The following is a 26,981-nucleotide window of genomic DNA, read 5'->3' as shown; positions in this document are numbered from 1 at the left end:
GCATGAACATGAAACCGCACGCCAGAATCACCTTAGCTCCCGTCCTACGTCCCCTGCCATTATTGCTGTCGCTGGGCCTGGCAGCCTGCGGCAGCGACTACGCCGTCACGCCGCACATCACGGGCCAGGTCATCGGCAGCTACTATGAAAACGCCCAGGTCTGCGTGGAAAGCAGCACGACCAAACTGACGTGCGACAGCGCCTCGACTCCCGTCAGGACGGCGGCCGACGGCAGCTACAGCCTGGAAGGCCAGGGCGCCGTGCTGGTGACGGTGGGCACGGACGCCATCCGCCACGAGGCCATCGGCGACAGCGGCAGCAAGGTCACGCAAAAACTGCTGCTGCGCGCCCCCGCCGGGCACGGCGCCTTCGTCAGCGCCCTGTCGACGGAACTGGCGCAAGTCATGGAAGGCAATGGCGGCGACTTTGCGGCCGCCAGCAGCAAGCTGGCGGCGCGCCTCGGCGTGTCGGAAGCGGGCCTGGCGTCCGACTTCAACAAGGCCAGCGGCGACGAGCTGGCGAAACTGAAGGCGGAAAACGCCAGCGTCACGGCACTGATCGCCGGCGCCAGCGCACAGGCGGCGCCCGCCGATGCACTGGCCGCGCTGAACGGCGCGCTGGCGCTGAACAATATCCAGACCATCGTCGTCATCTACGCGGAAAACCGCGGCTTCGACAATCTGTACGGCCTGTTCCCGGGCGCCAACGGCGTGCCGGGCGTCAATCCGACATCGACCTCCGCCTACGTGCCGCAAAAGGACATCGACGGCAGCACCCTGCCCGTGCTGCCGCCCACCTGGGGCGGCATGACGGCGGCCGGCCAGAGCACCGTCATCACGCAGGCGCAGTCGGCCAACCTGCCAAACAAGCCGTTCCAGATCGACGCCGCCGGCAGCCCCCTGTACCTGCCGCAATCGGTGATCACGCGCGACCTCGTGCACCGCTTCTACAACAACCAGATGCAGATCAACGGCGGCGCCAACGACAAGTTCGCGGCCTATTCCGACGCCGGCGGCCTGGCCATGGGCTATTACGACGGCAGCAAGATGCAGCTGTGGGACATCGCCAGGCAATATGCGCTGGCCGACAACCTGTTCATCGGCGCGTTCGGCGGCTCCTTCCTCACCCACCAGTACCTGATCTGCGCCTGCGCGCCCACCTATCCGAATGCCGACACCTCGGTGGCGAAAGGATCGATCGCGAAGATCGACGTCGACGCCAAGGGCAACTTCCTGCGCCTGACGCCGTCCGCCACGGCGCCCGCCACGGTCTTGAATGGCGCGCCCGCCTACGCCAATGACGGCGCGCTGACGCCGGCCGACAGCAACGGCATGTTTTACGCCGTCAACACCATGCAGCCGCCCTTCCAGCCCAGCAGCAACGCCCCGGCCTCGGGCGACAGCAGCAAGCTGTATGCGGACACCGGCAAGGCCACCACCCTGCCGCAGCAGACGCAGACGAATATCGGCGACCTTCTGTCAGCCAAGAATATCGACTGGGCCTGGTATGCGGGCGCCTGGAAGGACACGACGGCCCTGGCCACCGCCAGCGCGCGCGCCGGCAGCTTCCCCAGCCCGCCGAACTTCCAGTTCCACCACCAGCCGTTCAATTACTTCGCCAGCATGGACCCGGTGAAGGCGCCCGCCTACCGCGCCGCCCACCTGCGCGACTTCGACAGCCAGTTTCTCAGCGACGCGGGCGCCGGCAAGCTGCCGGCCGTGACCTTCTACAAGCCGCAGGGCAACTTGAACCAGCACGCGGGCTATGCCAGCGTGGCCGATGGCGACGCGCATATCGCCGGCGTCATCGCCCAGCTGAAAAAGAGTCCGCAATGGAAGAACATGCTGGTCATCGTCACCTACGATGAAAATGGCGGCTTCTACGACCATGCCGCGCCGCCGAAGGGCGACCGCTGGGGTCCGGGCACGCGCGTGCCGGCCATCCTCGTCTCGCCGTACGTGAAAAAGGGATTGGTTGATCATACGCAATACGATTCGGCGTCCATCCTGCGCGCCATCACGCACCGCTTTGCGCTGCCCGTGCTCGACGGCTTGAGCACGCGCGACAAGGCGCTGGTGGCCAATGGCGGCAAGGCCATGGGCGACTTCAGCGCGGCGCTGGCCCTGGTGCCGCAAGAATAGCGCTCGACAGGGACGGCATCGCGACGCCCGCCCGGCCTGGCCGCGGCGAGCGTTTTTTCATTCCGCGCTATCCGGCGCTACTGGCCCGGGGCCGCATCGAGCAGGGAATGCTCGAGCAATTGCGACAGCGACGCGCGCAGCGCCTGCGTGCGCGCCGCCAGTTCCGGCCGCTTGTAGCGCTCGGCGGCGATCAGGCTGCGTTCCAGGCAGACGCGGTCCCCCTTGGCCAGGCAGGCGTCGGCCGCGTCGAGCTGGGCGCTGGCCTGCGCCACTTTCACCTTGGCATCGAGTTCCAGCGTGTCCGGATCGTCGCCCCAGCGCTTCACGTGCGCGGCCAGCCGCGTGGCGGCCAGATCCGGCTTGCCCCCGTCGAGCGCCTGGTTGACGGATGCCTGCGCCGTGCTCCAAGCCTGTTCGCGCCGCTGTGTCTTCTCGCACGCGACGGTGGCCGTCGTGATGCTCGCCTGCAAGCGTTTCAATTGCGCGGCCGGCGCCTTGGCGCTTTTCAGCACGGCCAGCGCGCTGCGTGCCCCGTCCAGGTCGCACTGCGCCGCCAGCGCCGTGGCCGCCTCTACCTGCTCGGTCACGCTGGCCGGCTTGTCGGCTGGCTTGTTGATGAACCAGATGCCAGCCAGCACCACCCCGGCCGCGATCCACGTGCGCAGGCGCACGGGCGGACGCGGCGGCGGCACCGAGCCCCTGGCGGCAGGCTTGACGGGCGGCACCTTGGGCGGCGGAGCAGCAGGTGCCGTACTCGGCTGCGGAGCGGGCGGCGCGGGGGCAGTCGCCGGCTGCGGCACCGGCATGGGCGCAGCTACGGGGACTGGCGGCGGCATGCGCGGCACCGGCGGCGGCAGCGGTGGCGGCGTCACCGGGGACGGCGATACTTTCTGTAAAACAATAGATTCAGCGGCCTGGCGCGCGCCGCAAAACGGACAATGCGCCACGCACAGCGGCAAGTAGCGGCCGCAAGCGGCGTTGATGCACATTTCATTCACTTTTTCAGGCACGTTCCAACCTTTTCCTCGATTTGCTCTGCTGCAATCTCTGCCACATTCTGCCGCAATATTACCCTACGCAGCCACGGCGGCGGCGCGCCCGCGCCGCCATCGACAGGCTTGATACCGATCAACGAGCATCGCCCGCCACGGCCTAAGCTACCAGCACAGGCCACGCACAAGGAGATTGCCATGCCAGCCCACCTGATCATCGAAGACGGCCAGCCCTGGTGGTGGGACAGCGCCGATATCTGGGTCGTGCCGGGCAATGATCCGAACGGTCCGCCCGGGGCGCCCATTGTCGGCGTCAGCAACTACCTGTGGGGCCGCGTGCACAACACGGGCAACAGCGCCTCGAACGGCGTGCGCGTGGATTTCTACTGGGCCGATCCTTCGGGCCAGATCGCCGTCGGCGCCGCCACGCCGATCGGTTCCGCGTTTGCCGACCTGGCGCCTGGCGCCACGCAGGAAGTGCTGTGCCTGGTGCCCTGGGTGCCCGTCATCGTCAATGGCGGCCACGAATGCCTGCTGGCCGTGGCGCACGGCGCCGGCGACATCAACCCGCTGCCCGATCCGCTGCCGAACGGCTTCCCGTTCCAGCCCACGCTGCACGAGCAGATCGCCCAGCGCAATGTGACGGTGGTGCTGGCGGCCAGGCGCGCGCAGCTGCTGACCATCGCGGTGGCGGCCCTGCCGCGCGAGGCAAAGCAGGTGGAACTGCATATCGATCAAGGCGGCGAACTGCCGGAGCGCCTGCTGGCCACCCTGGGCCTCGACAAATGGCAGCCGGCAAAGGAGGCGCGCCTGGCGGCGGGCCTGGCGCGCACGCCGCACTGCAATGGCGACGGCCCCGGCGAACAGAAGCTGGAGGTCGAGGTGCCGCGCGGCCAGGCCGTGCCCGTGTACCTGAGCTTGCGCGCCGAAGCGCTGCCCCGTGGCCAATACGCGCTGCTGCGCGTGCTGGAAACGCGCGATGGCAAGGTACTGGGCGGCATCACGTACATCGTCGTTGATCTGGATCAGGACCAAGGCAAGGACCAGCAGCACAGCCCCGAGGAGCAAGCATCATGAGCGACACGCCCATGCAAGTGTTGACGCGGCCATTCGCGATCGAACCCGTCACCAATATCATGCTGCCGGACGGCATCTTCGACAATGCCATCTACGGCTTGCGCATCGCGGCCCACGTGACGAACATGTCGAGCAGCGCGCTCACCAACGTCACCGTGTACCTGGAAAGCGTGGGCGATCCCGGCATCGCGCCCGTGGCGCGCACCTTCTTCTTTGCCAGCGTCCCGGCCGGCGCGGCCATGCTGGTGACGTGGGATGCCGACTTCCAGCATGCGGCGCCCGGCAAGCGCCTCGTCAGCTTTGTCGCCAAGGCCGACGGCTACGCGCCGCGCCGCTCGATCCAGCAAATCTTCGTCTCGCAGACACGCTTCGACAGCGCCACCAATACCTACACGTGCACGGTCGAGGAAGGCACCCTGGAACTGTCCAAGCCGCAGGGCCATCTGCCCGGCAAGCGCTGGGGCAGCACGGGCGGCGACAACAAGGACTGCCGCTGTCCGCCCGGCCTCGGTCCCATCGTGCCGACCGGCATGACCCTCGTCTGGACGCCGAACCCCGCCTACGCGGGCACGCACGGGGACTTGCCGTTTTCCGATCCGTGGTGGAAGATTCTCGCCATCATCATCGCCATTATCGCCGCGCTGGTCGCCATCATTTCAGCCGCGCTCGGTTCCGGCAAGGCCAGCTTCAGCGTGGGCGGCACCTTCGAGGAGACCGACCCCAGCGTCGACTGCTGCTCGCTCGAAGGGGCCGGTTCGGGGCAGCCCGAATTCACGGTGGCGGGCGTGGCTTCGGCCATCGCCTCGGGCGCCATCGCCGTCGCCTGTTCCGATATCGCCGACCCGTTCTGGCGTGGCCAGGAAGCAACACCCCCGGCCGCCGGCGAACTGACCCTGGCCGAACGCGTGGTGGCGAAGTGGGTCCTGCCGGAGGCGCCGAACGCGGGCTTGCCCTACACGGCCGACATCAGCTGGCAGTACGAGCGCTTCACCACGGGCGCCACCTACCAGCACACCGTGAACGAAACGCAAGTCAACATCCATGTGGCGGGCCCCGTGGAAACGGATACGCCCGCCGTCGTGCAGGCCTATGAACCGTTGTGGGTACGCGCCAGCTTCAAGCGCGACAATGGCAATGTTTTCCGCGGCACGGAACTGTATGCGTTCGTGCTGTTCCAGGCGCCGCAGGGCTTGTATTTCGTCGAGTCGCTGACCGATGACGGCCTGGGCTTCGATCCTGGCGCCAACGATGGCGTCTATGCCGGCAGCCTGGACTTGAAACGCGCTTACCGCACCTTGCTGCAGTATGGACAGAAAGTCTTTGGCACCTGGCGCGTGTTTGTCTTCGCGCAAGACGTCAACCTGACCAAGCCGGGCACGCCGCCGGAAATCGCCGCCCAGCACATCGGCGGCATGTTCGTCGCCAGCGCCATCGAGATCACCTTCGACGACAGCCTGCCCTGCCCGCTCAAGGCGCAGGCGAATATCGTGGTGGTGTGATGCTGGACAAACTCAGGCGCAGGTCGGCTGAGTGGCGCCGCCGGGGTGCGCTGCCAAGATAGGGCCGCCGGGATGCAGCCACGCCGCGCGCAATCCGACAATAGGGTTAATGCCGTATGCGCGCCCAAAGCGGCCGAGACAGCATTCAGGGCCAGGCGCCGCCCCGAAGACGGTACGTCAGTACGGCAAGGAAAACGGGACAGGCAACAACGCCCTGGGCGTCTTAACGGCCGCTCTTACACCTTGACGCTGTCGGGTTTCGCGATCACCGTGCGCGGAATGATGTCGTTCTCCGGGCACGACGCCATCGCATCCGAATACGCGAGCCAGCGCTGCAGGCTTTCCATGCGGCGGATGGTGATGCCCTTGCCGTTGATATAGCCGATCTGTTCGAAATTGGCGGAGCTGGTGGTCAGCTTCGAGACGGTCGGCGCGTTGTCGACCAAGCGGTCATACGCCTTGCGCGCCTTGTGCTCCCACTTGGCCAGCACGGGATCGTCGAAACGGTTGCTTTCAAAATACACGGTGATGGTGCGGTCGTGGTTGGCAAAGCCGACGATGGCCGCGCCTTTGCGTATGGTCAACAGGACATCTTCCTTGACGCCCGTCACGGGAACGAACACGGCGGCACGCCCATCCGTGTCGGGCCGCTCCATGGGAATATCTTGTCCAATTATGCTCATTGCATCACGCTCTTTGTCATCGCCGGTTGGCCTGTTGTATTTATGGCTATCGCTGGAACCGTGCCGCGCGCTGACGCTGCCGCCCCGGCTGGCCGGTTTCATACTGTTTATCAAATAATACATTGCCGTAGAGCACTACACAAGATAATCAGCGCCCCGGCCCCGGTGCGCTCAAGCGTCGCGCTCAGGGCCGAATGGCGGGGCCGACGGCACTCGCCTTATAATGCTGCGCTTACCTCCCCACATGCAAGACGCTCCCCTCACCATGACGCTTCCCGAAAATGATACCAGCCGGCTCGACGCCATCAGCGCCGCCGCCACCGAAGTCGCGGCCCGCAACGTGGCCGACCTGCTGGCCATGGCCATCTGCCACCGGCCCGATGAACCGGCCCTGATCGTCTGCGACAAGCGCAGCTGGCTCAACGTCGTGCTGACGGAAGCCTATCGCCTGGCCTTGCCGGACGCCACCTTCATCGATTTCGACGACGTCACGCCGGACGCCGTGCTGGCCGCGTTTGCCGAACTGCCGGCCGGCAGCCTCGTCGTGCTGATCCAGTCGACCAGCTTCCGCCTGGAAGCGTTCCGCATCCGCATCGAACTGTTCAAGCGCGGCTTGAAGGTGATCGAGCACGTGCATCTGTCGCGCATGCCAGGCGTGCAGGGCTTGCACTACATCGCCTCGCTGGCTTACGACCCCGCCTATTATCGCGGCGTGGGCCATGCGCTCAAGGCGCGCATCGACGGCGCCCGCCACGGCATGGTCGACAGCGGCGGCGAGCAGCTGGTCTTCGCCTCGCCGTTCGAATCGGCCAAGCTCAATATCGGCGACTACAGCGGCATGAACAATATCGGCGGCCAGTTCCCGCTGGGCGAAGTATTCACGGAAGCGCAGGACCTGGAAGCGGTCAACGGGCGCGTGCGCATCTTCGTCTTTGGCGACACGCACTTCATGGTCAACCGCCCCGACACGCCGCTCACCCTGATCATCGAAAAGGGCCGCGTCACGGGCACGGAACACGCCACGCCGGAATTTACCGCCATGCTGGAAATCATCCGCGCGCATGAGGGCGAAGTGTGGGTGCGCGAACTGGGCTTCGGCATGAACCGCGCCTTTTCGCGCGAGCAGCTGGTCAACGACATCGGCACGTATGAACGCATGTGCGGCATCCATCTGTCGCTGGGCGCCAAGCACGGCGTATATGCGAAACCGCAGTTCAAGCGCAAGGATGCGCGCTACCACGTCGACATCTTCGCCGTCACCGAAGCCGTCTATCTCGACGACGAGCGCGTGTACGCGGATGGCGCGTGGACGGTGCAGCCGGTCGCCTTCAACTGAGCTTCAACTGAAAAATCCGGCCGCTGCCAGCTCGCGGTCCCACGGCGGCACGGGCTGGTATTCGGCCACCAGGAAATCGATCAGCGCGCGCACCTTGGGCGATGGCTGGCGGCTGGCCGGATACAGGGCGCTCAGGTGATTGAGCGGCAGGTCCCAGCCCGATAGCACGGGCAGCAGGCTGCCGTCGAGCAGGTTGCGCCAGGCGAGGAAGGTGGTGCTGTAGACGATGCCAAGCCCGCGCTGCGCCGCCTGGTGCAGCACCAGGCCGTTATTTGCCGTGAAACCCGCCTGCACGCGCACGCTCACCTCCTCGCGCCGCTCCCCTTCTCCCTTCTGGAAATGCCAGTTCGTGCCATCGGTCAGGTGGCTGAAATGCAGGCACTGGTGCCTCAGTAAATCCTGCGGCGCCTGCGGCACGCCCCATTGCGCCAGATAGGCGGGGCTGGCGCACAGCACGGCGCGGCACGGCGCCAGCGGGCGCATGGCCAGCGCGCTGCTGTCGGGGATGCCGCCCACGCGGATGGTCAGATCGAAGCCGTGGCGTATCGGGTCGAGCAGCGCGTCATCGACAAACAGTTCGGCCTGCACCTGCGGGTGCAGCAGGCTGAAACGCGCGACGGCGTCGGCCAGCCAGGCGCTGCCAAAACTCGACGGCGCCTGGATGCGCAGCGGCCCGGCCAATCCAGCGCCCGCTTGCGCCACGTGCGCCACCATGCGCGCCGCCTCCTGCGCCTGGCTGACGGTGGCCATGCACGGCGCCAGGTAGGCGCGCCCCGCGTCCGTCAGGCTCACTTCGCGCGTGGAGCGGTGCAGCAGGCGCGCGTGCAAGCGTTCCTCGAGCTGCATGATGGTCTTGCTGACCATGGCGCGCGTCAGGCCCAGGCGCTGGCCAGCCACGGTGAAGCTGCGCTGGCGCGCCACTTCGACAAAGATTTCCATCGCTTTTAATTGATCCATGTCAAAGATTGTCATCGTTTGAGCGACAATCTGTCAACCGTTGGCCGATTGTTTGCCCGCCAGCAGCCACCTACAATGGCGTTTTCCATACACCTCCGGAGCCGCCGCCATGCTAACGATCGAACAACAAGAACAGTACCAACGCGACGGCTACCTCATCCTGCCCGATTTCAAGGGCGCGGACGCAATCGCCGCCCTGCGCGCGCGCGCCGAGCAGATTGTCAACGAATTCGATCCCAGCGTCAGCCAGTCCATCTTCACCACGCGCGACCAGGCGAAGAACACCAACGATTATTTCCTCGCTTCCGACAACACCATCCGCTGCTTCTTCGAGGAAGAGGCATTCGGCGCGGACGGCCAGCTGAAGCAAGCCAAGTCCCTGTCGATCAACAAGATCGGCCACGCCATGCATGACCTGGACCCCGTCTTCCGCGCCTTTTCGGCCGACCCGAAGCTGGCCGAAGTGGCGCGCGACCTGGGCCTGGCGGACGCGCAGGTATGGCAATCGATGTACATCTTCAAGCAGCCCGGCATCGGCGGCGAAGTGCGCTGGCACCAGGACGCCACGTACTTCGAGACCACGCCGGTCAGCGTGACCACCTTCTGGTTCGCGCTGGAAGACGCCACCCTGGAAAACGGCTGCCTGTGGGCGGAACCGGGCGGCCACCGCGGCCCGCTGCGCGAACGCTTCATCCGCAACGGCGACCAGGTGCGCGTGGAAAAACTCGACGCCATGCCCTGGCCCGACGACAGCACGGCCGTGCCGCTCGAAGTCAAGGCCGGCGCCCTCGTCTGCTTCCATGGCTTGCTGCCCCATTACAGCGCGCCGAACCGCTCGCCCGTCTCGCGCCACGCCTACACCCTGCACGCCACCGATGGCGAGACCGAATACGCGGCCCACAACTGGATACAGCGCGATGCATCGTTCCCCGTGCGGGGCTTCGTCTGATGCGCATCCAGGTTTTCGCCGCCCACTGGGGCAATAACGACCTGCCACCCGACGTCTTCATCGACAAGGTGCTGGCGGCCGGCTTCGACGGCATCGAGATGTCGCTGCCGCTGGACGCGGCCCTGCGCGAGGAATGGACGGACCGCATCGCCAGGGCCGGACTGGAACTGATCGCCGCGCAATGGGAAACCGTGTTCCACAGCGATTTCGCGCTGCACCGCGCGGCCCTGGCCGAGCTGCTGGAGAACGCCTGCCTGGCGCGCCCCGTGCTGGTCAACACGCACACGGGCAAGGATTTTTATACGCCGGCGCAGAACGCGCAGCTGATCGAGCTGGCCGCCGCCATCTCGGAAAAACACGGCGTGCCCATCGTGCATGAAATCCACCGCAGCCGCTTCAGCGGCCACCCGATGCTGCTGCTGCCCTACCTGGCCCAGTATCCCGACTTGCCGCTGACGGCGGACCTGTCGCACTGGTGCTGCGCCTGCGAATCCCTGCTGGAAGACCAGCCGCAGACCCTGGCGCAAGTGCTGCCGCTGGTGCGCCACGTGCACGCGCGCGTCGGCCATGCGCAGGGCCCGCAGGTGGCCGACTTCCGCGCGCCGGAAGCCAAGCCGGCCCTCGACGCCCACCTGGCGTGGTGGGACGCCATCGTCGCCCTGCGCCGCGCCGCCGGCGCCGAGCGCATGACGTTTACGCCGGAATTCGGTCCCGCCCCGTACACGCAAACCCTGCCCTGGACGCAGCAGCCCGTGGCCGACGCCTGGCAGCAGAACGTCGCCATGCTGCATCTGCTGCGCGCCCGCTACGCGCGCTAGTTCGCCAAAACCACACCCACGCGCCGGGCCACACGGGTCCGGTGCGTGGGTGCAGGCCAGCCACGCTTGTCATTAAGTAGTGCGCTATATATACTGTCTCCATGGATACCACCACCTCCCCCAACCCGCTGCACCAGGTGCCGCGCCTGGACAGCCAGCTGTGCTTTGCGCTGTACTCGACCTCGCTCGCCATGAACAAGCTGTACCGCAAGCTCCTGCGCAAGCTGGGCCTCACGTATTCGCAATACCTGGTGATGATGGTGCTGTGGGAGCGCGACGGCTTGACGGTATCGGAAGTGGGCGAGCGCCTGTTCCTCGATTCGGCCACCCTGACGCCCCTACTCAAGCGCATGGAGCAATCGGGGCTGTTGACACGCACGCGCGCCGCCAGCGACGAGCGCCAGGTCATCATTTCCCTCACCGAACAGGGCCACCAGCTGCGCCACGAGGCGGCCCTGCTGCCCGAGGCCATCCTGACGGCCAGCCACTGCAGCGTGGAGCAAGTTGTGGACATGAAACAACAACTGAACCAGTTGCGCGACAGCCTGATGAAAAGTGAGTAAACAGGCTGTTTTTCCAAGCAAAATCAGGCAAAGCATGACCCTGACGGCGCCAGGCAAAAGCTGGCGCAAAATCCGCCTTTCTTTATTACAAAACGATACAAGGCGGCCATCACCCTGCGTATAGAATAGTTGCCACTATTTCCTTACAAAAACATCAGGGTGAATATGCGCATACCTTTCGGCTCCGTTGCCTCGTTGGCTCTCTGCTTTACCGTCTCGGCCTTCGCCGCCGAGCCATTCGACGACAAGTTCCGCCAGCTCGAGGAATTGCTGCCCACCCCGAACACCTACCGCACCGCTTCCGGCGCGCCGGGCCACGCCTACTGGCAGCAGCGCGCCGACTACACCATCCGCGCCACCCTGGACGAGGCCAAACGCGAGATCGCCGGCAGCGGCACCATCACCTACCATAACCAGTCGCCCGATACCCTGGGCTACCTGTGGGTGCAGCTGGACCAGAATATCTACAAACCCGATTCCGACGCCCGCCGCATGACCACGGCGCCGTCGCGCCAGGCGTGGGCCAAGACGGGCGAGGACAGCATGAAATTCGAAGGCTTGCGCGGCATGCTGGCGCGCGGCGACTTCCAGGGCGGCTTCAATATCCGCGCCCTGAAAGGCGCCGATGGCCAGCCTTTGAAATATGTAGTGAACCGCACCATGATGCGCATCGACTTGCCGCAGCCGTTGAAGCCGGGCCAGGACTTTGCCTTCCAGATCGACTGGGATTACCGCATCAACGAGCAGAAGGTGCTGGGCGGGCGCGCCGGCTATGAAGTCTTCGACGACAAGAACGCCCTGTTCGAAGTGGCGCAGTGGTTCCCCCGCATGGCGGCCTACTACGACGCGGCCGGCTGGCAGCACAAGCAGTTCCTCGGCTCGGGCGAATTCACGCTGGAATTCGGCGACTATGACGTGCAGCTGACGGTGCCGGCCGACCATATCGTCGCCTCCACGGGCGAACTGCAAAATCCGCAGGACGTGCTCTCCAGCGCACAGCGCGAGCGCCTGGAGAAAGCCCGCACCAGCGACAAACCCGTCATCATCGTCACGCAGAAGGAAGCGGAAGCGGCCGAGAAATCCGTCAGCCGCGCGCAAAAGACGTGGCACTTCAAGGCGTCCAACGTGCGCGACTTCGCCTGGGCCTCGAGCCGCAAGTTCATCTGGGATGCGCAGGGCTACGACAAGGGCGGCAGCAAGCTGATGGCCATGTCCTACTATCCGAAGGAAGGCAATCCGCTGTGGGAAAAATACAGCACGCAAGCCATCGTGCACACCATCGAGCAGTACAACAAGTACAGCATCGACTACCCGTACCCGACGGCGATCTCCGTCAACGGCCCGGTGGGCGGCATGGAGTATCCGATGATTTCCTTCAACGGCCCGCGCCCGGTGAAAGACAAGAAAACGGGCGCGCTGACATATTCCAAGCGCACCAAGTACGGCCTGATCGGCGTCATCATCCATGAAGTCGGGCATAACTACTACCCGATGATCATCAACTCGGACGAGCGCCAGTGGACATGGATGGACGAGGGCCTGAACACCTTCGTGCAATACCTGGCGCAGCAGGCGTGGGAAGAGCATTATCCGGCCTCGCGCGGCGAGCCGCGCGAAATCGTCGACTACATGCGTAGCCGCGACCAGGTGCCCATCATGACCAATTCCGAGTCCTTGCTGCAGTTCGGCAACAACGCCTACGCCAAGCCGGCGGCGGGCCTGAACATCCTGCGCGAAACCATCCTCGGGCGCGAGCTGTTCGACTATGCGTTCAAGGAATATGCGCAGCGCTGGAAGTTCAAGCGCCCCACGCCGGCCGACTTCTTCCGCACCATGGAAGACGCTTCCGGCACGGACCTGGACTGGTTCTGGCGCGGCTGGTTTTACACGACCGACCCGGTCGACATCAGCATCGACGGCATCACCGAATATGGCGTGAGTTCAAAAAATCCGGAAACGGAAAAGGCCTGGAAAAAAGCGCAGAAAGGCGCCCAGCCGGAATCCGTCACGGACCGCGCCAACAAGGGCATGCCGCGCCGCGTCGACGCGCATCCTGAGCTGAAGGATTTCTACAACCAGCACGACGATTTCACGGTGACCAACAAGGACCGCAACGCCTACGCCGAAGCGCTGGACAAGCTGGAGCCATGGGAAAAGGACTTGCTAAAACAGGGCAAGCACCTGTACCTGGTGGACCTGTCGAACCTGGGCGGCATGGTGATGCCGCTGATACTGGAAATTGAACTCAAGAGCGGCAAGAAATACGTCGAGCGCGTACCGGCCGAAGTGTGGCGCTACTCGCCGAAAAAAATCACCAAGGTCGTCATCACGGACGAACCGATGGTGGGCCTGGTGCAGGACCCGTACTGGGAAACGGCCGATATCGACACCAGCAACAATGCCTGGCCGCGCAAGATCACGCCATCGCGCCTGGAGCTGTTCAAGAGCGAGAAGGCGCCGAGGGATAACCTGATGCAGGATTTTAATACGCCGTTGAAAGGCAAGAACGGCGGCTCGGCCAAGGGCGACGAGGCGTGATGCGCTGGCGCGTGCTGGCCGCCGCCATGCTGGCCTGCGCCAGCATGGCGGCCGGCGCCCACAATTTCCACATGGGCATCGCCGACATCAGCTACAACGCGGCCAGCGGCAGCACGGAAGTGGTGCATACCTACACGGGCCACGACGTGGAAGCGCTGCTGACGAATCTGTACCAGCGCCAGTTCGACCTGGGCCAGGAAGACAGCGAGGCGGCGCTGCGCCGCTACGTGGACAGGCAGTTCCATATCACCGGCGCGGATGGCAAGCGCCTGCGCCTGAACTGGGTCGGCATGAAGGTCAATGCCGACAACGTGGTGATCTTCCAGGAGATCGAGCACACGCGCCTGGCGCCCGCCACGCGCATCCACAACCAGCTGCTGATCGACTTCCTGCCCAGCCAGCGCAACACCCTCAACGTGCAGGACGGCGGCGCCATCCAGACGCTGTTCTTCGACCACCAGCACACCGAGCTGCCGATCAAATAAACCGGCAGGGGCCACGCCCCGCCGCACCCATGGACCCATGACGCCACGCCACCTGCCCCTCTTCCTCGCCGCCCTGTTTTCAGCAACCGCCGCCCGGGCCGACGACATCTTCCAGCGCGTGCTGGTCGATGGTTCGCGCATGAACCAGCTGGGCGTGGCCGACTCGGCCAACGCCGGCAGCGTCACGCAAAAACAGCTTGAAGCGCGCACCAGCTACCGCCCCGGCGAATTGCTCGAAGCCGTGCCGGGGCTGATCGTCAGCCAGCATAGCGGCGAGGGCAAGGCCAACCAGTTTTACCTGCGCGGCTTCAACCTCGACCACGGCACCGACCTGCGCACCACCGTCGACGAGATGCCCGTCAACCAGCGCAGCCACGGCCACGGCCAGGGCTGGACGGACCTGAACTTCCTGATCCCCGAACTGGCCATGCGCCTCGATTACAGGAAGGGACCGTATTCGGCGGCGGAGGGCGACTTTTCCTCGGCCGGCGCGGCCGCCATCGTGTATGCGAACCGCCTGACGCAAGGCATCGCCAGCGTCGGCGTCGGACAGAACGGCTTTCGCCGCGCACTGCTGGCCGACTCGTTCGATGCGGGCCGCGGCAGCCTGCTGTACGCGCTCGAAGCGCAGCATAACGATGGCCCGTTCACGCAGCCGGACCGCTACCGCAAGCGCAATGGCGTATTGCGCTACAGCGAAGGCTATGCCAACAACGGTTTCAATGTGACGGCCATGGCGTATGACGCCAGCTGGAACGCCACCGACCAGATTCCCCTGCGCGCCGTGCAGGATGGCACGCTGGGCCGCTTCGACGCCGTCGACCCCAGCGATGGCGGCAAGGCGCAGCGCTACAGCCTGTCGGGCGCCTGGCGCCAGACCCTGGACGACATGTCGTCGAAGGTCAGCGCCTATGTCATTGCCAATCGCCTGGCCCTGTTCTCGAACTTTACGTATGCGATGGATGACCCCGACAACGGCGACCAGTTCGCCCAGCCGGACCGGCGCGTGACCGCCGGCGTCAATGCCAGCCACACCTGGCACCGCCACACGGACAGGGGCAGCAGCGACACCACCATCGGCCTGCAGCTACAAAACGACAATATCCACAATGGCCTGTACAACACGCGGCAGCGCCAGATCCTGTCGACCACGCGGCAAGACCACATCGTCGAATCGAGCCTTGGCGTGTATGCCGAAAACAGCACGCGCTGGTCGCCCTGGCTGCGCACCGTGGCCGGTCTGCGCGCGGACGCCTACCGCTTCGACGTACGCAGCGACCGCGCAGACAATTCGGGCAAGGCCAGCGACCATTTGTTCAGTCCCAGCCTGAGCGTGATCGCCGGCCCGTGGCGCGATACGGAAGCGTATATCAACATTGGCAATGGTTTTCACAGCAACGACGCGCGCGGCACGACGATCGCCGTCGACCCGAAAACCGGCGAGGCGGCCGACAAGGTCACGCCGCTGGCGCGCTCGCGCGGATTGGAACTGGGCTTGCGCAGCGCCGCCATCGCCGGCCTGCAAACGTCGCTGTCGCTGTACCGCCTGGACTTCGACTCCGAGCTGCTGTTCATCGGCGACGCCGGCGCCACCGAGGCGGGCCGCCCCAGCCGCCGCTATGGCGTGGAGTTTTCCAGTTACTACAAGGCGGCCAGCTGGCTGTCGCTGGACCTGGACCTCGCGTATGCGCGCGCCCGCTCGCGCGGCAGCGACCCGGCCGGCAACTTCATCCCGGGCGCCATCGAAGGCGTGGCCCAGCTGGCGCTGACGCTGACGCCGCAAGGGCCCTGGTCCGGCTCCCTGCGCCTGCGCTACTTCGGCCCGCGTCCCCTGATCGAGGACAACAGCGTGCGCTCCTCGGCCAGCGTGGGCGTGAACGGGCGCCTCGCCTACCAGATCGACAAAACCTTGCGCGTGGAGCTCGAAGGCTTCAACCTGGCCAACCGGCGCGACTCGGCCATCGACTACTACTATGCCTCGCGCCTGCCCGGCGAGGCGCAGCCCGTCGACGATATCCACTTCCATCCGGTAGAGTCGCGTTCGCTGCGCCTGACCCTGGTAAAGAATTTTTAAGTGAACAGGAATAATTCCTATCGGACGCTGCACAGGAAACGCCGCGAAGTCGTAGAATGCCAGGCTGGATAAACTGATACAGGCCGCATCCCGGCCGGCACCGCCATGAGCACTTCCGCACCGATCTTTACCGACCCGTCCCGTCTCAAGGACGCCTTGCGCGACGACGGCTATGCCGTGCTGCGCCCGCAGGACGTGGCCGCGCTGGCCGGCTGCCCCTTGGCGGCGCTGCGTGAACTCGAAGGCAGCTGGGACACCCTGGCGCTGGACAACTACCTGAAGGATGGCGGCCGCTATCGGCGCCGGCGCCATTCGTGCTTCGTGCAGGATGGTGATCGCCTGACGCAAACGGCGCACCGTCCGCACTGGCAGCCGGTCGAGTACAACGCCCTGCACGGCGGCATGCACCGCCTGTTCGAGCCGGTCGATCCTGCCATCGTCGCGCGGCCGGCCTGGCAGCAGCTGATCCGCGCCCTGGGCGACGCCTGCTCCCAGGTCAAGGGCCGCCAGCCGTGGTTCATCGAGGCGCACCAGTTCCGCATCGACACCACCGACGGCATCGGCCGCCCGACGCCCGAAGGCGCGCACCGCGACGGCGTCGACTTCGTCGCCGTGCTGCTGATCGGGCGTGAACAGATCAAGGGCGGCGAGACGCGCATCTTCGAGGCGGAAGGCCCCAACGGCAAGCGTTTCACCCTCACCGAGCCATGGTCGCTGCTGCTGCTCGACGATGCGGCCGTCATCCACGAGTCGACGCCGATCCAGCCCGTGGGCGAACATGGCCACCGCGATACGCTCGTGCTGACGTATCGCGCCGGTCAATTCCAGGGCGAGAATTAACAAGCGGCCACAGCATTCCCTGTGGCCAAAATAGTTACTTGGAAGTTACTTTTACAGACCTAAATCCGATATAGTCACATGATGTCGATATTGCGCGCCCACTGCGTCCAGCATCCAATATACTGAATTCTAGGAGAGGTCTGTGGACTCCAACAACCAAATCAAGCCTGACGAAATCGAGATCCTGATCGTCGAGGATAGTCCGACCCAGGCGGAGCGCTTGCGACGCCTGATCCAGTCCCTGCACTATAACGCGCGCGTGGCCGCCAACGGCCAGCTGGCCCTGGCCGCCATCCGCGAACGCAAGCCGCATCTGGTGCTGTCCGATATCGTCATGCCGGAAATGAATGGCTACGACCTGTGCCGCGCCATCAAGTCCGACCCGACCCTGCGCGACATTCCCGTCATCCTCGTCACCTCGCTCAACGACCCGAAGGACATCATCCGCGGCATCGAGTGCGGCGCCGACAATTTCATCCGCAAGCCGTACGCGGAAGACTACCTGCTCAACCGCATCAGCCACATGCTGATGAACCAGAAGCTGCGCAAGAACCAGAACGTCGAAATCGGCATCGCGCTGTACCTGGGCGACCAGAAGCACTTCATCAATGCGGAACGCCAGCAAATCCTCGACCTGCTCATTTCCACCTATGAGCAGGCGGTGCAGGTCAACGGCGAGTTGCAGGCGCGCGAACGCCAGGTGATCGAATTGAATATGCGCCTGGCGCACCACGCGGCCGAACTGGAAACCATCAACCGCGAAATCGCGCTGAAAAACCTCGAGCTGGCCGAAGCGAGCCGCATGAAGTCGGCCTTCATCGCGAATATGTCGCATGAACTGCGCACGCCGCTGAACGCCATCATCGGCTTCACCGGTGCGCTGCTGATGAAACTGCCCGGCCCGCTGACGGCCGACCAGGACAAGCAACTGAACACCATCCGCGCCAGTGCGCGCCATCTGCTCTCGCTGATCAACGACATCCTCGACGTGGCAAAGATCGAAGCCGGCAAGCTGACCCTGTCGATCGAGCCCGTGCACTGCCAGGAACTGATGGCCGAAGTGGCCGACACCCTGCGCCCGCTGGCGCAGCAAAAAGGCCTGGCACTGGAAATCGAACTGGGCGAGGCGGACCAGCCGCCCGCCATCATCGACACGGACCGCCGCGCGCTGACGCAAATCCTCATCAACCTGCTCAACAACGCCATCAAGTTCACGGAGCAGGGCACGGTGCGCATCAGCCTGGCCCAGCGCGAGGAAGACGGCGTGCTGGTGACGGAAATGAGCATCGCCGACAGCGGCGCCGGCATCAAGGAAGAGGACCAGGCCAAGCTGTTCCAGGCCTTCTCGCAGCTCGATTCCACCTCCACGCGCCACGTGGAAGGCGCGGGACTGGGCCTGTACCTGTGCCAGAACCTGGCCAACGCCATCGGCGGCGCCCTGTTCTTCAACAGCGACTACGGCTCCGGCAGCACGTTTACCCTGGCCCTGCGCAGCAAGGCCTGACCTTCTGTGCGCCGCAACATGAAAATTTGCTTTATTGATAATTTTCTCAAAATCAAATGCACGAATACAGTAGTTCTACGGTATTGCACCGCACCATTTTTGGCACTATAGTAGAACTGTCTCCTCCAATTCGTTCTCCGAACATTGGATTCAGCCCGCGCCGCAAGGTACGCGGGCTTTTTTTTTGCGCGGCGGCGCCCGGGCAAACCTGCTGCCCTGCCGGCAATAACTAAATCAAATGATTTAGTTATATCAATCGTTTGAGATATGTGATTAAATCTCCGGCATGATTGAAAAAACTTCCATCCCCATCGCCCCGGCCGACGACGGGCGCAAGCCGCGTTCCGATGGCGAGCAGTCGCGCGAACGCTTGCTGCATAGCGCCATCCGCCTGTTTGCCGAACACGGTTACGCCAAGACGTCGACGCGCGAACTGGCGCTGGCGGCCGGCACGAACGCGGCCGCCATCAGCTATTATTTCGGCGACAAGGCGGGCCTGTACCGCGCCGCCTTCGCCCAGCAGTCGTCGAATCCGCAAGACAATATCGCCCTGTTCGACCAGCCGCATTTCACCCTGCGCCAGAGCCTGGAAGGCTTTTATGCGCAGCTGCTCGCCCCCATGCAGCAGGGCGACATCGCGCGCGACTGCATGCGCCTGTGGTGCCGCGAAATGCTGGAACCGACTGGCCTGTGGGCGCGCGAGATCGACCAGAACATCCGCCCCGAACACGAAGCGCTGACCGGCGTGCTGGCGCGCCACCTGGGCGCGCCCGACGACAGCGACGACATGCACCGGCTGGCGTTTTCCATCGCATCGCTGGCCCTGCAGCACATGGTCGGCACCGAGGTGCTGCAGACCCTGCGCCCGCAGCTGCTGGCAACGCCGCAGGCCATCGACACCTGGCTGGCGCGCATGACCGACTATGCGCTGGCGATGGCCGACCTGGAACGCCAGCGCCTCGCCAGCCCACCCTCAAACCATACCGTTCAACGACAAGCAGAAGGACCAGCATGACGATACGTCACAAAGCCGTTCAACGCACCCTGGCCGCCGGCATCGTGCTGGCCCTGGGCGGCTGCGCCCTGCAGGGGCCGCCCGCCGCCGTAGCCGCCAGCGCGCCCGCGCAGTGGCAGGCGCCGCTGCCACATAACGGCAGCCTGGCCGACCTGTCCACCTGGTGGCAGCGCCAGGGCGACGCCCTGCTGGTGGAATTGATCACCGATGCCCAGCAAGTGAGCCCCAGCATCGCCGCCGCCCGCACGCGCATCGTGCGCGCACGCGCCGACAGGGTCGCCAGCGGCGCCGCGCTGGCGCCCGCCTTGGACGCCACGGGCAGCGTGGTGCGCACCAGCCAGCAGTCGCTGCAGCCCAGCGGCACCACCTCGCAGGCAGCGCTGCAGGCATCCTGGGAAATCGACGTGTTCGGCGCCAACCGCGCCACGCGCGATGCGGCGCAGGAGCGCTACGACAGCGCGCGCGCGGGCTGGCACGAGGCCCGCGTCTCGGTGGCGGCCGAAGTGGCCAACCAGTACTACGCCTTGCGCACCTGCCAGCAATTGCAAGCCGTGGCCGAACAGGATGCCGTCTCGCGCCGCGACTCGTCGCGCCTGACGGAACTGAGCGCCGGCGCCGGCTTCCAGCCTCCCGCGAATGCGGCGCTGGCGCGCGCCAGCGCCGCCGAAGGCGCCAGCCGCGCCATCGAACAGCGCGCCGCCTGCGACGTCGACGTGAAGGCGCTGGTGGCGTTGTCGGCCATGCCGGAAGCGACGCTGCGCCAGAAACTGGCTGCCAGCCCCGCCGTCCTGCCCTCGCCCGTGGCAATTGCCGCGCTGCCGGCACAGACGCTGGGCCAGCGCCCCGACATCTACAGCGCCGAACGCGAAGTGGCGGCCGCCAGCTTTGAAGTGCGCGGCGCGCAGGCGCAGCGCTATCCGCGACTGAGCCTTGCCGGCTCCATCGGCAAGGGCAATATCCGCTCCGGCGGCAGCAGCATCACGGCCAGCACCTGGAGCATCGGCCCGCTGGCCGTCAGCCTGCCCATCTTCGACGCCGGACGTCGCCGCGCCGAAGTCGACGCGGCCACGGCCCGCTACGACGAAGCGGTAGTGAAATACCGCGCCGGCGTGCGCCAGGCCGTGCGCGAAGTGGAAGAAGCACTGGTCAATCTGGCCAGCACGGATGAACGCAGCGAGCATGCACGGGCAGCCATGGAAGGCTACCGCATCTCGTTTGTCGCCACCGAAGACCGCTACAGAAATGGCCTGGCCAGCCTGATTGAACTGGAAGAATCGCGCCGCACGCGCCTGGCCGCCGAAAACACCGTGGTCAATCTGGAGCGCGAACGCAGCGCCGCCTGGGTAGCGCTGTACCGCGCCGCCGGCGGCGGCTGGGACAGCACTGCCTCCATCGCCAACAATGCCCCTTGACGGATACGACAACATGAAAAAAATGACCTTGAAACCCATGGCACTCGCCCTCGCCGCCGTCCTTGTCGCGCTGGGCGCCGGCATCGCCCTGTACCCGCCCGCCTCCACGGCGGCCGACGAAGCGAAGGACAAGGCGGCCGCCAAGCCGGCCCTGACCGTCACCACGGCAAGGCCGCAGACGGCCAGCCTGCCCATCAAGCTGAGCGCCAACGGCAACGTGGCCGCGTGGCAGGAAGCCGTCATCGGCAGCGAGTCGAACGGCTTGCGCCTGACGGAAGTGCGCGTGAATGTCGGCGACGTCGTGCGCGCAGGCCAGGTGCTGGCCGTCTTCTCGAACGACACGGTGAACGCCGACGTGGCGCAGGCAAAAGCGGCCGTGCTGGAGGCCGAAGCGAATGCGGCCGAGGCGGCGGCCAACGCGCAGCGCGCCCGCTCGCTGCAAAGCACGGGCGCCATCAGCGCGCAGCAGATCAGCCAATACCTGACGGCCGAACAGACGGCCAACGCCCGCATCGCGTCAGGCAAGGCGCAGCTGGCGCAACAGCAGCTGCGCCTGAAATACACGCAGGTGGTGGCGCCCGACAGCGGCATCATCTCCTCGCGCTCGGCCACCGTCGGCTCGGTGGTCGGCGCCGGCACGGAACTGTTCCGCCTGATCCGCCAGGGGCGCCTCGAGTGGCGCGCCGAAGTGACGGCCACCGAACTGCTGAATCTGAAACAGGGCACGCTGGCGCAGGTGAAGGCGGCCAACGGCAGCATCCTGACGGGCAAGGTGCGCATGATCGCGCCCACGGTCGATCCGCAAACCCGCTCCGCCCTCGTGTATGTCGACCTGCCGGCCAGCACCGGCACGAACGCGCCGTTCAAGGCCGGCATGTACGCCAGCGGCGCATTTGAACTGGGCACCTCGGGCGCGCTGACCGTGCCGCAGCAGGCCATCGCCGTGCGCGATGGCTTCAGCTATGTGTTCCGCCTCAATCCCGACCAACGGGTCAGCCAGATCAAGGTGCAGGCCGGACGGCGCCTGAGCGACCGCATCGAAATTCTGGGCGGCATCACGGCCGACACCACCATCGTCGTCAGCGGCGCCGGCTTCCTCAACGACGGCGACCTGGTACGCAATGTGCAAACCCCGGTCGCGGCAGCGGCCAAGCCGGCCACGGCGAAAAAGTAAGGCAAGCCATGAACTTTTCCTCCCTGTCGATCAAGAACCCGATCCCGGCCATCATGCTGTTTGCGCTGCTGACCCTGGCCGGGCTGCTGGCCTACAAGGCCAATCCGGTGCAGGATTTCCCCGATATCGAACTGCCCATCGTCACCGTCAACGCGGTGTTGCCAGGCGCCGCGCCGGCCCAGCTGGAAACGGAAGTGGCGCGCAAGATCGAGGATTCCGTCGCCACCCTGCAAGGCATCAAGAACATCTACACCAAGGTGCTCGACGGCACCGTCACGGTGACCGTCGAATTCATCCTGGAAAAGCAGATCGCCGAAGCCGTCAACGACGTGCGCGACGCCGTCGCCCGCGTGAAAGCGGACATGCCGGCCGAACTGCGCGACCCCACCGTCACCAAGGCGTCGACGGCCGGCCGCGTGGTGCTGACCTTTATCGCCACGGCGAAACCCGGCGTCGACAATCCGCTCGATGCGCCCGACCTGTCCTGGTTTGTCGACAATACGGTGGCCAAGCGCCTCTTGACGGTGCCCGGCGTGGGCGCCGTCACGCGCGTGGGCGGCGTCTACCGCGAAATCCAGGTCGAACTCGATGAAGCGCGCATGGCGGCGCTGAAGGTGTCGGCGCTGGACGTGTCGCGCCAGCTGCGCCTGGTGCAGCGTGAAGCACCCGGCGGACGCGGCGACGTCAGCGGCGCCGAACAGTCGGTGCGCACCATCGCCACCGTGAAAACGGCCGATGAACTGGCGCGCGTCGAAGTGCCGCTGCCGGATGGGCGCCATGTGCGCCTCGACCAGGTCGCCACGGTGCGCGACACGGTGGCCGAGCCGCGCGCGCTGGCCGAGCAGGATGGCAAGACCGTAGTCGCCTTCGAGGTATTCCGCACCAAGGGCGCCAGCGAGGTGGCCGTGGCCAACGGCGCGCGCGCCGCCATCGCCGAACTGCAAAAGGAAAACCCGAACGTGGTGCTGCAGCAGTCGATCGACAACGCCTTCCCCGTCGAGGAAAACTTCGACGGTTCGATGGAGTTGCTGTACGAGGGCGCGCTGCTGGCCGTGCTGGTGGTGTGGTGGTTCCTGCGCGACTGGCGCGCCACGCTGGTGGCCGCGGCCGCCCTGCCCCTGTCCGTGATGCCCGCCTTTCTCGGCATCTACTGGTTCGGCTACACGCTCAACACCGTCACCCTGCTGTCGCTGGCGCTGGTGGTCGGCGTGCTGGTCGACGACGCCATCGTGGAAATCGAAAACATCGAACGCCATCTGCGCATGGGCAAGTCGCCCATGGAAGCGGCCATGGAAGCGGCCGATGAAATCGGCATGGCGGTGATCGCCACCACGTTCGCGCTGGTGGCCGTGTTCCTGCCAACGGCCTTCATGAGCGGCATCCCCGGCCTGTTCTTCAAGCAGTTCGGCTGGACCGCCGTGCTGGCCGTGCTGGCCTCGCTGGTGGTGGCGCGCCTGCTCACGCCGATGATGGCCGCGTACATCCTGAAACCGCTGCCGCACAAGGAAGAGCAGGATGGCTGGCTGATGACGCGCTACCTGCGCGTGATGCGCTGGTGCCTGCATCACCGCGGCATCACGGCCATCGCCTCGGCCCTGTTCTTCGTCGGCTCCATCATGCTCGTGCCGCTGCTGCCAACGGGCTTCGTGCCGGCGGCCGACCGCGCGCAGACGCAGATCAACCTGGAACTGCCGCCCGGGTCCACCCTGGGTGAAACGCAGGCCGTGGCGGCCATGGCGCGCGACGCGGCGATGCAGACGCCGGGCATCAAGGGCGTCTTCAGCTCGATCGGCGGCGGCTCCAGCGGCGACGCCTTCGCCCCCGGCGCGGCAGCCGAGGCGCGGCGCGCCGTGCTGACCCTGACCACCGTGCACCGGACGGAGCGCAAGGAATCGATGGCCGGCCTGGAGACGCAGCTGCGCCACAAGCTCGACACGATTCCCGGTGCCCGCTTCACGGTGGGACCGCCCGACACGGGCGTGAAAATGCAGCTGGTGCTGCGCTCGGAAGACCCGGTGGCGCTGATGGAGGCGGCACGCAAGGTCGAGCGCGAACTGCGCGGCTTGAAAGGCATCGGCAACGTCAATTCCAGCGCCTCGCTGGTGCGTCCGGAAATCATCGTGCGTCCCGATTTCGCCAAGGCGGCCGACCTGGGCGTGACGGCGGCTGCCATCGGCGAAACCGTGCGCGTGGCCACGGCCGGCGACTACGATACGGACCTGACGAAGATGAACCTGCCGGAACGGCAGGTGCCGATCCGCGTCAAGCTGCCCAACAGCGTGCGCGCCGACCTGGCCGCCATCGAACGTCTGACGGTGCCCGGCAAGAATGGCCCCGTGCGCCTGGCGAACGTGGCCACGGTGAGCATGGAAAGCGGCCCGGCGCAGATCGACCGCCTGAACCGCAGCCGCAACGTCACGCTGGACGTGGAACTCGGTTCGCGCACGCTCGGCGAATTGAACGAGGAGGCGCGCGCGCTGCCGTCGATGAAGAACCTGCCGCCATCCGTGAAGATCGCGGAACTGGGCGACGCGCAGGAGATGGCGTCGCTGTTCGCCAGCTTCGGCCTGGCCATGCTGATCGGCGTGCTGTGCATCTACTGCGTGCTGGTGCTGCTGTTCAAGGACTTCATGCAGCCGGTGACCATCCTGGCGGCGCTGCCGCTGTCCATCGGCGGCGCCTTCGTGGCGCTGCTGATCACGGGCAGCGCGCTGTCGATGCCATCGATGATCGGCCTGATCATGCTGATGGGGATCGTCACCAAGAACTCGATCCTGCTGGTCGACTATGCGATCCTCGCGCGCCAGGCGGGCATGAACCGCTTCGATGCGCTGGTCGACGCCTGCCACAAGCGCAGCCGGCCCATCCTGATGACGACGATTGCCATGGGCGCAGGCATGATGCCGCTGGCGCTGGGCTGGGGTGCCGACCCGAGCTTCCGTTCGCCGATGGCCATCACCGTCATCGGCGGCCTGATCACGTCGACCTTACTCAGCCTGCTCGTGGTCCCGGCCGTGTTCACCTACATCGACGATCTCGAGCACCTGCTCAAGCGCGGCATGGCCAAACTGCGCCGCCACAAGGCGCCGCTGCGGCGCGATGACAGGGTGGCGCTGGAAAAATAAGCACTACCATTGTTTGCCAAATCGCCCCCTGCGGGCAAGGAAGCGAGGGACAGGCCGGCAGGCCGCGCTCCCTCGCTTTCATCTATCTGGCATACTGCGCCCATTCTCAATGAACGCAATCTGCCCTGCCTATGAATTACCCCACCCCGCTGGCCCTGCTATTGATCTGCTCCCTGCTCGGCGCCTGCTCGGAAAAAACCGCTCCCGCCAGCGCTACCGTGGCCGACACGGCGGCCGACGTCACGGCAAGCGCCCCTGCCGCTGCCGTCGACGAAGCCGCCCCCACCGAGGCCGTGCGGCCGCCATCGGCTACCGCGCCCAGGACGGAAGACATGGACACGCCGCAGGCGCGCGAGCGCGAAGCGGGCATGATGCGCGCCGTCTTCGGCAAGGACTACCGCGACGACAGCGACGATGCGCTGGCCGACCTGTCCGATCCGGACAACCATGTCGACAAGCTCAGTTATGTGGTCAGCGCCGTCAGCCACAAGCTGCTGCCCGATGGCACTGCCATCCTGGTGGCGAATGCGGAAACGGCGAACACGGAAGGCACGGCCGAATCGGCGCATGCCTCGTCGGGCCTGCTGAATGTCTTTTTCCTCGCGCCCAAGGGCCAGGCCGGCGACGGCCAATGGCGGGTCGTCAAGCGCCTGGAAAACATCGCCGCCCTCGGTTCATCCGGGCAGCTGGGCGAAGTGCACTGGGTCATGCTGGGCGCGCACAAGCCGGGACTGGCGATCCGCCACGGCTATACGGGCCAGGGCTACACGATCACGCAGCTGGCCCTGTTTGAAATCGGCGACGGCAAGGTCGCCGCGCTCGACGGCGGCATCGACCTGTACTCGGACAATATGGGCGCCTGCACGCCGGACATGGATGTGTGCTGGATGGTCGAAGGCAGCTGGCGCTTCGCCGCCGCGCGCAACGGCGGCGCCTACGATGACTTGCTGATCGACTTTACGGGTGCGTCGGAAAAGATCAAGCCCGGCGTCACGCTCAAGCCGGACCAGGACCCGCCGCGCATCGCCACGCCGCTGAACGGCCACGCGCGCTACGCCTTCGATGGCAAGGGATACAAGCTGGTTGAAGGCAAGAACACGGTGCCCGGCGTGTAAGCGAATACGCAGCCGGCAACCGACCTTCCGCTACTTGCGTGCCGCCTCCAGGCGCGCCAGCAGCGGCGCATACATCGAGCGCGTATGGCTGCTCCAGCGGGCCATGGCGCTGTCGATATCGAGCAGCAGGCGCTCGGCCAGCACCTGGTCGCCCTGCTGCAGCGCCCAGATTGCATACTCGGCGCGGCATTCGAAGCTGCCGTAGCGGGTCAGCGCATCGTCGAACTCCGCCCTGGCTTCCGGCTGACGTCCGCTTTGCGCCAGCGCGCGCGCCGTCAGCAGGGCCACCATCTCGGGACGGAAATGAATATCGCTGCGACGGATGAATTCCAGGTGCGTCAATGCCTCGGCACCGCGCGCGCATTCCAGATAGGCGCGCGCCGCGCCCAGGCGAATTTCCAGGTCCGATGAAAATGCGCCCTGCAGGCAGGCTTCATAAGTCGATGCCGCCTCTTGCGCATCGCCCGCTTCCAGCAGCGCGCTGGCCAGGCGCATCTGGTTCTGCGCCGTCGGCGTGTACTCGAAGGCGGCGCGCGCCTCGCGCAGTTCGCGGTTCGGGTCGAGTACCTGGACGGCCACCGAGGCGACCTTGCGCGCGCCTTGCGGCAGGCGCGAATTGGGCAGGTAGATGGCGAAGAAATACACCACGCTGCCCAATAGCGGAAACATGAAAAGAATCAGCAG

Annotated in this window: 21 protein-coding genes; 17 read left to right on the top strand and 4 right to left on the bottom strand. The window is 65.7% G+C overall.

Annotated elements, in window-relative coordinates:
* Nucleotides 1-8 precede the first annotated feature (8 nt).
* On the top strand, nt 9-2,141 hold the full coding sequence (gene acpA / locus O0880_RS03660) for an acid phosphatase (protein ID WP_289885135.1): 2,133 nt from the start codon (nt 9-11) through the stop codon (nt 2,139-2,141).
* A 77-nt stretch (nt 2,142-2,218) separates the two neighbouring features.
* Here the strand turns inward: acpA and O0880_RS03655 are convergent, their stop codons facing one another.
* A complete protein-coding gene (locus O0880_RS03655; protein WP_289885134.1) occupies nt 2,219-2,977 on the bottom strand; it encodes a hypothetical protein in 759 nt (252 codons plus the stop codon).
* A 354-nt stretch (nt 2,978-3,331) separates the two neighbouring features.
* Here O0880_RS03655 and O0880_RS03650 point away from each other — a divergent pair, with 354 nt between their 5' ends.
* Nucleotides 3,332-4,210: a hypothetical protein gene (locus O0880_RS03650; RefSeq protein WP_289885132.1), complete on the top strand. Its 879-nt coding sequence runs from the start codon at nt 3,332-3,334 to the stop codon at nt 4,208-4,210.
* On the top strand, nt 4,207-5,709 hold the full coding sequence (locus tag O0880_RS03645) for a hypothetical protein (RefSeq protein ID WP_289885131.1): 1,503 nt from the start codon (nt 4,207-4,209) through the stop codon (nt 5,707-5,709). Before O0880_RS03650 ends, O0880_RS03645 begins: the two co-directional genes overlap by 4 nt.
* 236 nt (nt 5,710-5,945) lie before the next feature.
* Here O0880_RS03645 and O0880_RS03640 read toward each other — a convergent pair whose 3' ends face one another.
* Entirely contained in the window at nt 5,946-6,392 is a 447-nt protein-coding gene (locus O0880_RS03640) for a hypothetical protein (protein ID WP_071326237.1), read from the bottom strand.
* Between the two features lie 265 nt (nt 6,393-6,657).
* Here O0880_RS03640 and O0880_RS03635 point away from each other — a divergent pair, with 265 nt between their 5' ends.
* Nucleotides 6,658-7,728, top strand: a complete 1,071-nt coding sequence (locus tag O0880_RS03635) for a hypothetical protein (protein ID WP_289885130.1) — start codon at nt 6,658-6,660, stop codon at nt 7,726-7,728.
* A gap of 3 nt (nt 7,729-7,731) precedes the next feature.
* Here O0880_RS03635 and O0880_RS03630 read toward each other — a convergent pair whose 3' ends face one another.
* Nucleotides 7,732-8,685, bottom strand: a complete 954-nt coding sequence (locus O0880_RS03630; protein WP_289885127.1) for a LysR family transcriptional regulator — start codon at nt 8,683-8,685, stop codon at nt 7,732-7,734.
* Nucleotides 8,686-8,794: 109 nt separating this feature from the next.
* Here O0880_RS03630 and O0880_RS03625 point away from each other — a divergent pair, with 109 nt between their 5' ends.
* The 13 genes from O0880_RS03625 to O0880_RS03565 all read left to right on the top strand — a co-directional run bounded on the left by O0880_RS03625 (nt 8,795) and on the right by O0880_RS03565 (nt 26,297).
* The gene (locus tag O0880_RS03625) at nt 8,795-9,634 is read left to right on the top strand and encodes a phytanoyl-CoA dioxygenase family protein (RefSeq protein WP_289885123.1); all 840 of its coding nucleotides are present in this window, start codon (nt 8,795-8,797) and stop codon (nt 9,632-9,634) included.
* Nucleotides 9,634-10,452 (top strand): sugar phosphate isomerase/epimerase, encoded by an 819-nt coding sequence (locus O0880_RS03620; protein ID WP_289885121.1) that lies wholly within the window; start codon nt 9,634-9,636, stop codon nt 10,450-10,452. Before O0880_RS03625 ends, O0880_RS03620 begins: the two co-directional genes overlap by 1 nt.
* Before the next feature lie 101 nt (nt 10,453-10,553).
* Nucleotides 10,554-11,015, top strand: coding sequence for a MarR family transcriptional regulator (locus tag O0880_RS03615; RefSeq protein WP_289885120.1), 462 nt, complete (start codon nt 10,554-10,556; stop codon nt 11,013-11,015).
* 165 nt (nt 11,016-11,180) lie between these two features.
* Nucleotides 11,181-13,553, top strand: coding sequence for a M1 family metallopeptidase (locus O0880_RS03610; protein WP_289885119.1), 2,373 nt, complete (start codon nt 11,181-11,183; stop codon nt 13,551-13,553).
* Complete coding sequence (locus O0880_RS03605; protein WP_289887283.1) at nt 13,553-14,038, top strand: DUF6702 family protein; 486 nt, start codon at nt 13,553-13,555, stop codon at nt 14,036-14,038. Before O0880_RS03610 ends, O0880_RS03605 begins: the two co-directional genes overlap by 1 nt.
* Nucleotides 14,039-14,075: 37 nt before the next feature.
* Entirely contained in the window at nt 14,076-16,112 is a 2,037-nt protein-coding gene (locus O0880_RS03600) for a TonB-dependent receptor (protein ID WP_289885117.1), read from the top strand.
* A gap of 105 nt (nt 16,113-16,217) precedes the next feature.
* Nucleotides 16,218-16,952, top strand: coding sequence for a 2OG-Fe dioxygenase family protein (locus O0880_RS03595; protein WP_289885116.1), 735 nt, complete (start codon nt 16,218-16,220; stop codon nt 16,950-16,952).
* Nucleotides 16,953-17,094: 142 nt separating this feature from the next.
* Nucleotides 17,095-18,456 carry a response regulator gene (locus O0880_RS03590; RefSeq protein ID WP_289885115.1) on the top strand — a complete coding sequence of 454 codons (1,362 nt, stop codon included), beginning with the start codon at nt 17,095-17,097 and terminating at the stop codon, nt 18,454-18,456.
* A 286-nt stretch (nt 18,457-18,742) separates the two neighbouring features.
* Complete coding sequence (locus O0880_RS03585) at nt 18,743-19,471, top strand: CerR family C-terminal domain-containing protein (protein ID WP_289885114.1); 729 nt, start codon at nt 18,743-18,745, stop codon at nt 19,469-19,471.
* Nucleotides 19,468-20,883 (top strand): efflux transporter outer membrane subunit, encoded by a 1,416-nt coding sequence (locus O0880_RS03580; protein WP_289885113.1) that lies wholly within the window; start codon nt 19,468-19,470, stop codon nt 20,881-20,883. The genes O0880_RS03585 and O0880_RS03580 overlap by 4 nt, the downstream gene beginning before the upstream one ends.
* A 13-nt stretch (nt 20,884-20,896) precedes the next feature.
* Nucleotides 20,897-22,057: an efflux RND transporter periplasmic adaptor subunit gene (locus tag O0880_RS03575; RefSeq protein ID WP_289885110.1), complete on the top strand. Its 1,161-nt coding sequence runs from the start codon at nt 20,897-20,899 to the stop codon at nt 22,055-22,057.
* Between the two features lie 8 nt (nt 22,058-22,065).
* Nucleotides 22,066-25,182: an efflux RND transporter permease subunit gene (locus tag O0880_RS03570; protein WP_071322213.1), complete on the top strand. Its 3,117-nt coding sequence runs from the start codon at nt 22,066-22,068 to the stop codon at nt 25,180-25,182.
* A 131-nt stretch (nt 25,183-25,313) separates the two neighbouring features.
* Nucleotides 25,314-26,297 (top strand): hypothetical protein, encoded by a 984-nt coding sequence (locus O0880_RS03565; protein ID WP_289885108.1) that lies wholly within the window; start codon nt 25,314-25,316, stop codon nt 26,295-26,297.
* Between the two features lie 30 nt (nt 26,298-26,327).
* Here O0880_RS03565 and O0880_RS03560 read toward each other — a convergent pair whose 3' ends face one another.
* Nucleotides 26,328-26,966 (bottom strand): hypothetical protein, encoded by a 639-nt coding sequence (locus O0880_RS03560; RefSeq protein WP_335589258.1) that lies wholly within the window; start codon nt 26,964-26,966, stop codon nt 26,328-26,330.
* Nucleotides 26,967-26,981 lie beyond the last annotated feature (15 nt).

It is taken from the genome of Janthinobacterium sp. SUN118 (assembly GCF_030397695.1).
Lineage (GTDB): Bacteria > Pseudomonadota > Gammaproteobacteria > Burkholderiales > Burkholderiaceae_D > Janthinobacterium.
The sequence above is the reverse complement of the archived record's forward strand: the minus strand, read 5'-3'. Positions and strand labels throughout refer to the sequence as shown.

Excerpts from the sequence above, each read along its gene's own strand:
- acpA (WP_289885135.1), top strand. The coding sequence starts at position 9 with ATGAAACCGCACGCCAGAATCACCTTAGCTCCCGTCCTACGTCCCCTG.
- O0880_RS03655 (WP_289885134.1), bottom strand. The coding sequence starts at position 2,977 with ATGCCGCCGCCAGTCCCCGTAGCTGCGCCCATGCCGGTGCCGCAGCCG.
- O0880_RS03650 (WP_289885132.1), top strand. The coding sequence starts at position 3,332 with ATGCCAGCCCACCTGATCATCGAAGACGGCCAGCCCTGGTGGTGGGAC.
- O0880_RS03645 (WP_289885131.1), top strand. The coding sequence starts at position 4,207 with ATGAGCGACACGCCCATGCAAGTGTTGACGCGGCCATTCGCGATCGAA.
- O0880_RS03640 (WP_071326237.1), bottom strand. The coding sequence starts at position 6,392 with ATGAGCATAATTGGACAAGATATTCCCATGGAGCGGCCCGACACGGAT.
- O0880_RS03635 (WP_289885130.1), top strand. The coding sequence starts at position 6,658 with ATGACGCTTCCCGAAAATGATACCAGCCGGCTCGACGCCATCAGCGCC.
- O0880_RS03630 (WP_289885127.1), bottom strand. The coding sequence starts at position 8,685 with ATGGATCAATTAAAAGCGATGGAAATCTTTGTCGAAGTGGCGCGCCAG.
- O0880_RS03625 (WP_289885123.1), top strand. The coding sequence starts at position 8,795 with ATGCTAACGATCGAACAACAAGAACAGTACCAACGCGACGGCTACCTC.
- O0880_RS03620 (WP_289885121.1), top strand. The coding sequence starts at position 9,634 with ATGCGCATCCAGGTTTTCGCCGCCCACTGGGGCAATAACGACCTGCCA.
- O0880_RS03615 (WP_289885120.1), top strand. The coding sequence starts at position 10,554 with ATGGATACCACCACCTCCCCCAACCCGCTGCACCAGGTGCCGCGCCTG.
- O0880_RS03610 (WP_289885119.1), top strand. The coding sequence starts at position 11,181 with ATGCGCATACCTTTCGGCTCCGTTGCCTCGTTGGCTCTCTGCTTTACC.
- O0880_RS03605 (WP_289887283.1), top strand. The coding sequence starts at position 13,553 with ATGCGCTGGCGCGTGCTGGCCGCCGCCATGCTGGCCTGCGCCAGCATG.
- O0880_RS03600 (WP_289885117.1), top strand. The coding sequence starts at position 14,076 with ATGACGCCACGCCACCTGCCCCTCTTCCTCGCCGCCCTGTTTTCAGCA.
- O0880_RS03595 (WP_289885116.1), top strand. The coding sequence starts at position 16,218 with ATGAGCACTTCCGCACCGATCTTTACCGACCCGTCCCGTCTCAAGGAC.
- O0880_RS03585 (WP_289885114.1), top strand. The coding sequence starts at position 18,743 with ATGATTGAAAAAACTTCCATCCCCATCGCCCCGGCCGACGACGGGCGC.
- O0880_RS03580 (WP_289885113.1), top strand. The coding sequence starts at position 19,468 with ATGACGATACGTCACAAAGCCGTTCAACGCACCCTGGCCGCCGGCATC.
- O0880_RS03575 (WP_289885110.1), top strand. The coding sequence starts at position 20,897 with ATGAAAAAAATGACCTTGAAACCCATGGCACTCGCCCTCGCCGCCGTC.
- O0880_RS03570 (WP_071322213.1), top strand. The coding sequence starts at position 22,066 with ATGAACTTTTCCTCCCTGTCGATCAAGAACCCGATCCCGGCCATCATG.
- O0880_RS03565 (WP_289885108.1), top strand. The coding sequence starts at position 25,314 with ATGAATTACCCCACCCCGCTGGCCCTGCTATTGATCTGCTCCCTGCTC.
- O0880_RS03560 (WP_335589258.1), bottom strand. The coding sequence starts at position 26,966 with ATGTTTCCGCTATTGGGCAGCGTGGTGTATTTCTTCGCCATCTACCTG.